Origin of the sequence: Pseudoalteromonas sp. L21, from assembly GCF_021728035.1 — a bacterium.
Classification (GTDB): Bacteria; Pseudomonadota; Gammaproteobacteria; order Enterobacterales; family Alteromonadaceae; genus Pseudoalteromonas; species Pseudoalteromonas arabiensis.
This window is the reverse complement of the sequence record NZ_JAKKCV010000002.1, coordinates 510,693-521,822: the sequence shown is the minus strand read 5'-3', so window position 1 is coordinate 521,822 and position 11,130 is coordinate 510,693. Positions and strand designations below refer to the sequence as shown.

At 39.7% G+C, this 11,130-nt stretch carries 10 protein-coding genes; 1 reads left to right on the top strand and 9 read right to left on the bottom strand.

What is annotated here, in order from left to right:
- Positions 1 to 2: 2 nt before the first annotated feature.
- From L3V41_RS07545 to L3V41_RS07515, 7 genes are all read right to left on the bottom strand, one after another.
- On the bottom strand, positions 3 to 1,166 hold the full coding sequence (locus L3V41_RS07545) for an efflux RND transporter periplasmic adaptor subunit (RefSeq protein WP_062567936.1): 1,164 nt from the start codon (positions 1,164 to 1,166) through the stop codon (positions 3 to 5).
- A 206-nt stretch (positions 1,167 to 1,372) separates the two neighbouring features.
- Positions 1,373 to 2,461, bottom strand: coding sequence for an ATP-dependent 6-phosphofructokinase (locus tag L3V41_RS07540; RefSeq protein ID WP_062567937.1), 1,089 nt, complete (start codon positions 2,459 to 2,461; stop codon positions 1,373 to 1,375).
- Between the two features lie 114 nt (positions 2,462 to 2,575).
- Complete coding sequence (locus tag L3V41_RS07535; protein WP_237127472.1) at positions 2,576 to 4,231, bottom strand: cyanophycinase; 1,656 nt, start codon at positions 4,229 to 4,231, stop codon at positions 2,576 to 2,578.
- Positions 4,232 to 4,309: 78 nt separating this feature from the next.
- The gene (locus tag L3V41_RS07530; RefSeq protein WP_062567939.1) at positions 4,310 to 5,602 is read right to left on the bottom strand and encodes a hemolysin family protein; all 1,293 of its coding nucleotides are present in this window, start codon (positions 5,600 to 5,602) and stop codon (positions 4,310 to 4,312) included.
- A gap of 190 nt (positions 5,603 to 5,792) precedes the next feature.
- Entirely contained in the window at positions 5,793 to 6,491 is a 699-nt protein-coding gene (locus L3V41_RS07525; RefSeq protein WP_062567940.1) for a transporter substrate-binding domain-containing protein, read from the bottom strand.
- A 129-nt stretch (positions 6,492 to 6,620) separates the two neighbouring features.
- Complete coding sequence (locus tag L3V41_RS07520; protein WP_062567941.1) at positions 6,621 to 7,730, bottom strand: arginase family protein; 1,110 nt, start codon at positions 7,728 to 7,730, stop codon at positions 6,621 to 6,623.
- A gap of 291 nt (positions 7,731 to 8,021) precedes the next feature.
- A complete protein-coding gene (locus L3V41_RS07515; RefSeq protein WP_237127471.1) occupies positions 8,022 to 8,801 on the bottom strand; it encodes a DUF2189 domain-containing protein in 780 nt (259 codons plus the stop codon).
- Positions 8,802 to 8,943: 142 nt separating this feature from the next.
- On the opposite strand from L3V41_RS07515, the gene udp reads away from it, so the two are divergent.
- Positions 8,944 to 9,699 carry a uridine phosphorylase gene (udp, locus tag L3V41_RS07510; protein WP_062567943.1) on the top strand — a complete coding sequence of 252 codons (756 nt, stop codon included), beginning with the start codon at positions 8,944 to 8,946 and terminating at the stop codon, positions 9,697 to 9,699.
- On the opposite strand, the gene cdd is transcribed toward udp, so the two are convergent.
- Together cdd and L3V41_RS07500 are read right to left on the bottom strand one after the other, a co-directional pair.
- A complete protein-coding gene (cdd, locus tag L3V41_RS07505) occupies positions 9,688 to 10,617 on the bottom strand; it encodes a cytidine deaminase (protein WP_237127470.1) in 930 nt (309 codons plus the stop codon). The genes udp and cdd overlap by 12 nt on opposite strands.
- Before the next feature lie 117 nt (positions 10,618 to 10,734).
- Complete coding sequence (locus tag L3V41_RS07500; RefSeq protein WP_237115598.1) at positions 10,735 to 11,103, bottom strand: hypothetical protein; 369 nt, start codon at positions 11,101 to 11,103, stop codon at positions 10,735 to 10,737.
- Positions 11,104 to 11,130 lie beyond the last annotated feature (27 nt).

The following is an 11,130-nucleotide window of genomic DNA, read 5'->3' as shown; positions in this document are numbered from 1 at the left end:
CGTTACTGGCTATTTGCAACTGACTCAGCAGGCATAGGATTAACAGGTGCACCAGGTCTAATTTTCTGAAGACCTTCAACAATCAGCTTATCGCCGCTTTGTAGACCCTCAGTCACTAACCAGTTAGCACCGACTGTACGGTCTGTTTTTAAAATACGAGGCTCAACTTTGTTATCTTTACTTACCACCATCGCAGTTGGCTCACCTTTAGTATTACGGCTTACACCACGTTGTGGAGCGAGGATTGCGTCGTTCTTAACACCTTCAACAACAACAGCACGTACATACATCCCTGGTAATAACAATTTTTCAGGATTAGGAAATTCAGCACGAAGAGTGACAGAGCCTGTGCTTGGGTCAACAGTCACTTCAGAGAACTTAAGTGTCCCTTTATGAGCATAAGTGGTGCCGTCTTCCATTTTTAGCTCAACTTTAGAATGCTGTGCAGCATCTTTATCAAGCTCACCTGTTGCAATTGCTTTTTTAAGACGGGTTAATTCACTGCTTGATTGCGTTAAATCTACAAAAATAGGATCAAGTTGTGTAATTGTCGCTAATGCCGATGCTTGATTAGCACTGACAAGTGCCCCCGCTGTAACATCTGACTTACCAATTTGACCACTAATAGGTGCTAACACTTTGCTGTAGTTCAAATTAATTTCTGCAGTTTTTAACTGTGCTTGAGCGGTTAACAAATCTGCTTTAGCGCCTTTGTATGCCGCATCAGCTTCGTCATAATCTTGTTGACTCACTGCTTTTATATTTAACAGTTCTTTATAACGCTCTGATTTAGCTTTTGCATTTGCAATACTTGCTTCTGCTTTTGTGATTGCCGCTTTACTTGTTGCTACTTGCGCTTCAAACGTCGATGGGTCAATTTGATAAAGCGCTTGGCCTTTTTTAACCTCAGCACCTTCTACAAATAAACGCGATTGTATAATTCCGTTCACTTGCGGTCTTATTTCAGCGATACGAGACGCTGATACGCGACCAGGAAGTTCTTTTGTAAGTGTAAGTGGTTTGCTTTGCATCTCAATTACACCAACAGGAACCGCTTGAGCTGCCTGAGTCTGCCCTTGAGCCTGTTCTGATTGGCCGCAGCCTGATAAAAAAACAGCACCAGCGAGAGCTGACACTGCAAAGAATGGAATGCGAGAGCGCTGCATGTTTAAGTCCTTAGTTTAGAGTGAACGATCATTCTAAACAAAAAAGCACGCAGATCAAGCGTCTTTAAACTAATTTACATTAAATAAAAAACTTGCCTTAGAGCATATTTTTTGTGCAATAAATAATTTCTATTCACAGATTTTCAGTGATAACTGATAATTTTGATTACAAAACCGTTTTAAAACTATCAGTTAGGAGTCATTGACTAATCGCCTAAACAAATGCCCATTGCGCGAGCACTTGTTATTAACGAATGTCCTGAAGGAATAACACGATATTCTGAAGTTGCTTGTTTTAAACTAATTGGTTTAATTTCACCCTCTTTACTAACAGGGATAAAACCGAATCGCCCCTGTTTAACTAGCTCGAATGCCTGCACACCAAACTCTGCTGCTAACACCCTATCAAACGCATTAGGTGTACCGCCGCGTTGAATATGACCTAACACGGTTACTCTGACATCAAGGTCAAGCCCGTCTCTTATTTGTGAAGCAAGCTGCTCAGCAATGCCACCAAGCACTGGATTTTCATAGCCAAATTCATTTGATTGTTTACAAACAACATTACCAGCAAGGGACTTTGCCCCTTCTGAAATAACGATATTGGCAAACCCATGCCCTTTATTAAAACGTGATGTTAGTTTGGCTTTTATCGACTCAATATCGTAAGGAATTTCTGGAATAAGCGCCACTTCTGCACCAGCAGCTATCGCTGAATGCAAACAAATCCAACCAGCGTCGCGACCCATTACTTCAGTAATAATCACTCGGTTATGGCTCTGCGCTGTTGGTATTAAGCGATCTATCGCTTCTGTGGCGGTGTCGACGGCAGTTTGAAAACCTATTGTATAATCAGTACCATATAAATCATTATCAATGGTTTTTGGTACGCCTACGATATTTAAACCATGTTCAAATAAGTGCTGAGAGACTTTATGAGAACCGTCACCACCAATATTGATAACCGCATCAAAACCAAGCTCTGCTAGCTTCTCAATTAACTCCTTAGAACGGTCAACAAGTAGGTGTTTACCGTCAACATTTACTGGAAAGGCAATGGGGTTGCCCTTGTTCACCGTTTCCAATATTGTTCCACCACGCACATGAATGCCTGCAGTCAGCTCGTTTGTAAGGTGGACAATGTCGTTCGGTGTTTCTAATACACCGCAGTAAGCTCTTCGGCTACCATATACCTGCCAGTTACCATCATGTTCAGCGGCTTTGACAACCGCTCGGATCACCCCATTGAGACCAGGGCAATCCCCTCCACTTGTTAATAGCAGTAATTTTTTCATACATTTTCCACTGATGCTAAGGCACTTTTTACAGGTTAGCTTATTTTAGTAAGAAAAGCGTATGACCTAAATCAACTCAATAACAAAATCTATACAGGCATTAAGTTTTAATAACTAAAAGGTCTCAATAGAGAATGCCAGGTTGCTTACAGCACAGCCTGTTTGTGAATTATTAAGACGATGATACTCAGTGTTTTTATCTGCATTAAAAGCAAGTAAAAACTCGTCTTGTTGCGCTACCGCTTGCTTTTCTTGTGTTAAGCAAATAGCTTGCAATAAAGAACGCAATTTTTCAGCTTCAAAAATATTTCCAAATCGCTGCATGGGTAATGGTGGAATTTTGATTGTAGCTAACGCCTTATCTGTAGAGCTTTTTGATAAAGTAAATTCATTGCCCTTAATATCGATGACAGCCCCCGTTGGCCAATAGTCTATGAGACCTTTATTTTCACCCTGTGACTGTATATGCGTTACACCACTTCGACCAATAACGGTCATTAAACGAGTATCAGTTGAATGGATCATAACAAGAGCGGTTGCTTCATCAATTCCAAAGCCATTTCGCTGGCCTGTTGCATTTAAAATGCTGATTAACCTGGGCATACGATTATTTTCACTAAATTGACTATCAACAGGGCCGTAATTGAATGTTCCGAGTCCACCAGTAGACGAGTAAATAAGTTCACCTGTTGCTTGCTCGCTCACACAGCCCGTACATGCTTGCTGTATGGGCTTGTTTCTCAGAGAAGTAATACCGTCACCACTAATTATGCTAGGCACAGAACCGAATGCATTCTGACCACCTGCTTGTAATAAACTACTTACTCCAGTTGACATAATCACTGGACGAGATTGCAAATCATCAAACCAAGGTAGTTTCTTGCCGTTGTTATCGAACAAAACTTGTTGCAGGTTTGTTTGCTGTTCATCGTTAAAGATCACCGCCGTTGCCGACTGGATTTTTTCCCGTACAGTTTTAATGCCAGCATCACACAAAGCTTGTTCAGCTAACACCCTATCTGTGTAGACTTGTTCACGATTATAAACATGCATTTTTGCTTGACGTATATTTTTTAAATCAGCGCATTGATTATGTGTCATAGCAAACGCAGAGGCTGGTGTTAAAGCAAGCCATTCTGTTTTAATTCCTTTATTTTCAAAAAGCGACTGGTAAAAATCTGCTGCAGCATATGGGTCACGACTTGATGCTGTAACAACAAGCACTTTAGGTGTTTGGCTTGAGACTTTTATACTTGCTCCAACAAAATCAACAATATCTGAGTTCGCCTTTTCTAGGTTAAGATCATTAAAAACCTGCTCTTTTAGTCTATTCCCATTAGAATCGAGAACAGCGACTTCGAGCATATCCAATATAAAATTAAACTCATGGCTATCAAGCTCACTCAAGCTTTCATTGTCAATATCACGCCACGCCCATAACAAAGCTGACTTAGTCACTGACTCTGAATGACTTTTAGCCAACTTACTGAGTACCTGTATTACTCGTTTACGGTGTGATTCGTTAGCACTCGGCCATGCGTTTTTTAATTCTGTTAAAGCACGCTCTGTGATCTTAAATTGAGCAGCTTGTTTACCTTGTAGCTCGTTTTCATTGGTACAGTGATGAGTATTGACACTACTGCATACGTTAAGGGCACCACCAACCATTACTAAGGTTTGATTTTTTGATGATTGTGCAAAACTTGAAATCGATAAACAAGCTATGAATGTAGTCAGAAAAATACGAGATAAGGTTTTAAAAAGAAACATAAAAAATCTTTTAGTATTAAAGGAGCTAAGCCGCAGTATACAGATTTTTCATTGCACTTAAAATAATGACGAAGGCGCTTACGCGCCTTCACTTTCAGTCACTCGAGAAACAATTAACTGTTCGATTTTCACACCTTCGACGTCAACTATCTCAAACTTGTATCCGGCAAAATTGATAAACTCTGCCCGCTTAGGTAAACGTTTCATAGTGTAAATCAAAAATCCTGCGACGGTTTCATAATGAGATTGCTCAGGAAACTCTTCAATCTCAAGAACCTTAGCGAGTTCAACTACGGGTGTAAGGCCATCCACCAGCCAAGAGGAATTATCACGTTTAATAATCAACTCTTCACCTTGGTGAGTGATCAAGTCGCCCATAAACCCTCTCATTAAATCTTTAACAGTGACAATCCCCACCATTAACGCATACTCATTTACTACAACCGCAAATGGTTCTGCTGCTTTTTTAAAGGTATTAAGTGCTTCCGAAAGGCTCAAGGTTTCTGGTAAGTAGAAGACATCACGGGTAATAAGTTCGCTGTCAATTTCAGCGTTTTGCCCTTTGAGCACTTTACGAAGGATATCTTTGGACTCAACAGAGCCAATTAATTTATCTAAACTACCGTCACAGACTAAAAAGTGATTATGTGGATGCTCAATAATTTTTGTTGCCACCTCTTGTGCATCTGCCCTAACATCAAAATAAACAATCTGATCCCTTGGTGTCATCACACTGGATAAAAAGCGCGCTTCTAAATCAAACACATTACCAATCAATTGATATTCTTGTTGCTGAAGACTGCCATATTCAGCACCCGCTTCCATCATCGCAACAATATCTTCGGTAGTAACAATATCCTCACGTTCAGCAGGCACCTTAAAAGCACGCAAAATCGCATTCGTTGTACCATTAAAAAACATAACAAACGGCGTTAAAGCAAATGTGACCCAACGCATAATTGACACGACTCTGACAGCGACAGCTTCAGGCATAATCATCGCTAAACGTTTTGGTAATAAATCAGCAAATAAAATAAATAAAGAAGTAATACTTAAAAACGAAATCAAAAAACTAATTTGACTAAGCAAAGGACCTTGGTAAATCATCACAAGGATTTGCTCAATATAAGGTGACAATGCCTGCTCACCGACAATACCACCAAGAATTGCAATCGCGTTCAAAGAAATTTGAATCATTGCAAAAAATGCCCCTGGGTTTTCCTGTAAAGCGAGAACCGCTTGGGCTTTGTTATTCCCTTCATCAACCATGACTCGTAATTTAATTTTCCGTGAAGCTGCAATGGCAATTTCGCTCATCGCAAATAATGCACTTATGAAAATTAAGAAAACAATAACGAGCAGATCACTCATTTTAAAACTCCTAAAAAAACAGGCGCATTGAACTTTTCAATGCATAATACTTTTCGCACGTTTTGGCGCTGAGTAACCTGATTAAACTGGCCTACATTTAAAATGTTTAACACTAGAAAATCGGTTATTTGGGTTAGCAAAATTGTTCAAAAAGCAGCTGATTATAGCTAGTTTACTATAATCAACAAGCCTATTTTGCTTGGTTCGATGAAAAGGCGTGAGTTAATTTTTCTAAGGTGGTGCTCTCAAGATTTTTATTACAAGCAAAGTACAAATCTTGATAATCGGCAGGAATTTTATAAATAGCTTTTAGCAATGAGAGGGTTTTATCTTTTTTAAGCTCATAATTAAATTGTTCATCGCTAAGTACAACCATATCAATACTAGAGCGGCGGCTTTTGAGAACATCATAAATGTTCTCAAAGCTATCTAGCAAAATCAGCTGATTTTGTTCATTAAAACCATGTTCAGACAAGTATACGTGGCTGTAGTTGTCTTTTAAGACGGCTATTCGATATTTTTTTGCTTGCTCTAGGTTTTCAATTTGAACCTGTTGCGACTTAAAACTATAAAAAGAAGCGGTGAAATTACCTAGCTTTGCAATCCAGCTAAACTTATCCTCTCTACTAGGTAATCTAGCAATGGAGAATATACACGTTTTTTCATCTCGTAATGCGGCATTATATGATATGGGCCATGCATTTACTGATAAGGTATACTCAACACCACTTTTCTTTAAAGCGGTAGTTACTTCTTCGACCACAGTACCTACAAGAACACCTTGCGCATTCTGATACTGAAAACTAGGAAGATTTTCTGTCACAACGGTGATTGCTGCAAAGCAAGGTTGCAACAGCAAAGCAAGTGATAGAATAATAGGTTTGAGCATAAATAGACTATACCAAAAAGTTATAATTATTTTTTATATAAATATAGTCTGAAGTGTAAGATTTGGAAATAAAATTTAAAGTACCCAATGATAGGTGAAAGGCCAAAGTAAGCCTTTCACCTAAACCAGTTACTTATTTATGGCGTTAATTAAGAAAGCTGAGATCTTTGCCCCTTCACGAAGCGTTGTCTCAGAACTTGTTTGGCCAATTAAAGAGCTATCTGTGAATGGCGCTATTTCCATCATATCTGCCCCCGTTATCGGAAACTCATCAGCAATAGCAACTAAGATATCAAGTGCATGCTGCGGCGTTAATCCACCCGCTTCTGGCGTGCCGGTCGCTGATGCAAAGCTTTCATCTAATGCGTCAATATCAAAGCTAACATACAGCTCATCGATATTATCGGCTTTAAGTTGTGCAATTACTTCCTCTGCGACAGCTTGCGCGCCACGTTCTAAGATTTCATGAGCCCAATGCTGTTTAACACCAAACGTTGATTCCCAATGCTCTTTCGGTTTACCACTCGAACGAATACCAAACTGAATTAAATTACGCGGTGAAGGTAAATACTCAAGAATATGCGTACACCATGAGCCAAAACATAAATCAATACCTAAGCGTTCAACTAATAAGTCAGTATGTGCATCAAAGTGAATAATTGCCGTGCGCTTACCTGCATCACGTTTTGCTTTTAAATATGCTTTTGTTAATGGGTAACTGATTGAATGGTCACCGCCAATACCGAAAATTCCTTTGTCTGGGTAGTTAGCGTAAAAACCATCACACACATCTTCTGTAATCGACAAAGGTGATACGTGGTATTCACTGTTTTCGTCTGCGTATAGCGCCTTTTGACAGTTAGTGATTGTCGCATCGTTTAAATATTTATCGTGCAGTAAATGAGGGATAACACGTACATCACCAAGATCAAAAGCACGTGCTTGTGGCTGTTGATCGATTAAGGTTGAACGTAAAAATAACGGGCCCCAGTTAGCGCCTCGTAAAATACCACCACCACAATCAGAGCTAATACCCAAAATAACGGCTTTGTGCTCAGAATCAGCCAGTGTTTCAAGTGACTCTTTCCAAAGCACATCAACGTTATCAGTTTGCCCATAAAGCTTGGTACGTAATGCATCTTTTCGTTCCTTTGCCGTATTAACTGTAAAAACACCATCACCTGGTGGGCATAAGCACTGGCTTAATTTTTCATGGAACGCTTTTTGTGTGTTACTCATTTTCACTCCGCTGGTAAGTATCTGCATATTCATGCGTAATTTAAAAAATTACACTCTCCTTTACTTTTAACTATGTTCAACTCAATCAAAGGTAAAAGATAATAAAACTTGAAAAAACAAACAATTGATATAATTGAAGTTCTTTTTCAAAACAGAAGGATTTTGGTGACTTATCTCGAGCATAAGCACCTTGCTTTTGGCAGATATAACATGGGGAATTTTAAAGTCAAACTTTGCAGCAACCTGTCAAGCTGCTGCGTTAAATTTATATTCAATCAGAGTGAATACTCATTATTCGTAGCCTCTCGGCTTTTTGGTTTTGATGACGGCAATGTAGGCGTGCCAGCTTGCATAACTAAGTAGTGGCATGATTACAATAAAACCAGCCGTGCCCGTTATAAAACCAACGAACACTAAACACAAAATTAATGCAGCCCAGACAATCATGGCGCCCACGTTATTTTTTACTGCATTAATAGAGGAAATAACTGCAGTCATGATATCTACCCGACGCTCCATCATTATTTGAGGCGCGAATGCTGAAATGGCGAAAACAGTGACTAGGAGTATTCCACCGACAATACTACCCAATGTTAAAAAAGCTGATAACTGTTCAAAGCTTGGATTAACCACATTAGGGTATAAAGCATGAATAAGCGCTGCCAATCGCATCCACACTATCATGATCACCATGAGTAAAACGGCAAACCCCCACTCCCCAGCAGGGTTCCTAAACATCGACTTTACGCTGTGTAGTAGTGTCGGTTTATGGCCTTTTTCTAGCTCCCACGCAACGTCATACAGCCCAGCAGCAAATGCAGGCCCCACTAATGCAAAACCAACCACGGCAGGTAAAATAACCAAATGCGTGTCGAACCTGTATACAAAAAACATAATCGCAGCAGGTATCAGGGTAAAAACTAACCCATAGACTAAACTGAGTATCGGTGCATTTGCGATGTCTTTAAACGCCAACGCCAACCAGTGAAAGGGGGCCATCGCAGAAATTTGAGTGCTTTGTAAACAACGAGCAAATTGTTGATGTTTACTCATAGAAGATGAAGCAGGCATAGTATATCCTCATTTATCATTATCTATTAAGGTTTAGGTTATCTGCTCGAATCTTGCAACAATCGCACTGCAGGACATCTGTCCTGTACATTCGCAGCAGATATATAAAGTATTACGCTTTAGCTAAAAATAAGGTTCAAAAATGGAAAAGGTATTTCACTTAGGACTAACACGTGACGACTTAAAAGGTGCAACTCTTGCAATTGTGCCTGGGGATCCAGATCGTTCTGCACGTATTTCTTCTCTTTTAGATGATCCTGAATGTCTTGCAAAAACCCGTGAATTTCATGTCTACCGTGGTGTCTTAAATGGTCACAATATAGTTGTTTGTTCTACTGGTATTGGTGGTCCATCTACATCAATAGCCGTTGAAGAACTCGCACAACTTGGTATTAATACCTTTTTACGAATTGGTACGACTGGCGCTATTCAACCGCATATCAATGAAGGTGATATTTTAATTAGCCAAGCGTCAGTTCGCTTGGATGGAGCAAGCCAGCATTTTGCTCCTCTTAGCTACCCCGCTGCATCCGACTTTTTTGCCACACAAGCAATGGTCAATGCCTGTAATGAGTTAGGTATTCAATTCCACATTGGCATAACTGCGTCTAGTGACACCTTTTACCCGGGGCAAGAACGCTATGATACCCATTCGGGTTATGTGCCTCGCGCTTTTCAAGGTAGTTGTGAAGAATGGCAAAAGCTGGGGGTAATGAACTATGAAATGGAATCAGCGACCTTATTCACTATGTGCGCTGCTTTAGGGTTACGTGCGGCTTGTGTAGCTGGGGTGCTTGTTAACCGCACTAAACAGGAAATTCCTAATGTAGACCACGGCGAGATTGAAAGAAAATCAGTCGCCGTAGTTATTGAAGCTGCAAAACAATTACTCGGATAAAGCAACAGTAATATGTTCAAATGCTGGTGAGAAGTCAAAACTTGCCAGCACGCTTTTCGTCACCTCTAATTGGTTCTCTGCACCTTGTGTTTCGAGCAAACTAATCGATTCCACATTTTCACCAGTAAACGCGACTCCAGCCAGATACAGTTGGCTTAATGCACTTTGCAAAGGTGACAGGCTTGGACTATATGCTGCATTCTCCGCATACCCACCATAAAAATCTCCATGTTCATAGGTAGCGATCTTCACAGCACTGTAATTGCTTGTATAAGGCACATAAGAATTTGATGCTGTCATAACTAATTTTTGGTCAATGTTATCTATATCAATAAAGTTAACCGCTTGGCTCGCGCTAGATAATAAGCTTACTCTGTTACCTAAATCTTTTGGGCCAAATGCATTAGGGAGTAGTTCGCGTAGGGTAAAATCACGCTCTGGAAGATGAATGTCAAGGGAGTCTGCGGTGTTTAACTCATTCATAAACTGACGACAATAGCCGCATGGAGCGTCACTTATCGCTATTTTTACTATACGTGACGCACCATTTAACCAAGCATTATTTATCGCCGATTGTTCTGCGTGAACAACCAAGCTGAGCGCTTGATGTGAGAACTCGACGTTTGCGCCAAAATAAAATTGCCTGTCACCTTGTTCTGTTATTCCAAGGGCTACTGCGCCTACATAAAATTTAGAGATAGGTGCAACAGAAAATAGGCTAGCGACTGGCACGCAGGCTTTTAAAAGCTCTAATTCGCTAACTTGGTGCTCATTGCAAAGCTGCAATATGTCACTGTGAGATAAAATACCGCGCTTCGTTTTAAGTTCAGTAAAAAGTGTATCTTGTTGTTGTTCGGTAAAGCTAAATACCGCTTGCGTTTGCTCTGTTTGACTATGTTCTCTATTACTTGATGTCATAACAAATTATATTTATTAATTGGCTATACAGTGTAAAAGGTTACATCATGAAATACTAGGTTTTCATTGTCATTCTAAAACTAAAACAAGCCTCATATCTCAGTCATTAAAGTTAATTTATTGCGCGACCAGCCAAGTTTTAGCCTTTTGAAAACATTCAAAGTTTTCGGCATGTAGGTTATAACGTTTCGCTTTTTGAACAAACAAATCATGCATAAAACCATCAAAACTAACTACGATTGCTACACAGGCTTTTTTTAATGAATGAGCAATCACTGGCATAATATTGAATAACTCAGCAGGAGCAAAATTATGGGTTAACTCTGACACGTCAACTAAGATTTTATCTGACCCATATAATAATGAGTATTGATGAGCTATCTGGTAAAAATTAATCACATCCTGTGCACTTGCAGTCCCTCTTAACGTCATCATTACCAATGACGTTGTTGTATCATAAGTGATACAAGTAGACACGTTCGACATAAACTAACTCGGGAAAAAAACTATAAA

Bases quoted from the DNA above. Each gene is read 5' to 3' on its own strand.
- udp (WP_062567943.1), top strand. From the start codon at position 8,944: ATGGAAAAGGTATTTCACTTAGGACTAACACGTGACGACTTAAAAGGT.
- L3V41_RS07535 (WP_237127472.1), bottom strand. From the start codon at position 4,231: ATGTTTCTTTTTAAAACCTTATCTCGTATTTTTCTGACTACATTCATA.
- L3V41_RS07500 (WP_237115598.1), bottom strand. From the start codon at position 11,103: ATGTCGAACGTGTCTACTTGTATCACTTATGATACAACAACGTCATTG.
- L3V41_RS07520 (WP_062567941.1), bottom strand. From the start codon at position 7,730: ATGAGTAACACACAAAAAGCGTTCCATGAAAAATTAAGCCAGTGCTTA.
- L3V41_RS07530 (WP_062567939.1), bottom strand. From the start codon at position 5,602: ATGAGTGATCTGCTCGTTATTGTTTTCTTAATTTTCATAAGTGCATTA.
- L3V41_RS07525 (WP_062567940.1), bottom strand. From the start codon at position 6,491: ATGCTCAAACCTATTATTCTATCACTTGCTTTGCTGTTGCAACCTTGC.
- L3V41_RS07545 (WP_062567936.1), bottom strand. From the start codon at position 1,166: ATGCAGCGCTCTCGCATTCCATTCTTTGCAGTGTCAGCTCTCGCTGGT.
- L3V41_RS07515 (WP_237127471.1), bottom strand. From the start codon at position 8,801: ATGCCTGCTTCATCTTCTATGAGTAAACATCAACAATTTGCTCGTTGT.
- cdd (WP_237127470.1), bottom strand. From the start codon at position 10,617: ATGACATCAAGTAATAGAGAACATAGTCAAACAGAGCAAACGCAAGCG.
- L3V41_RS07540 (WP_062567937.1), bottom strand. From the start codon at position 2,461: ATGAAAAAATTACTGCTATTAACAAGTGGAGGGGATTGCCCTGGTCTC.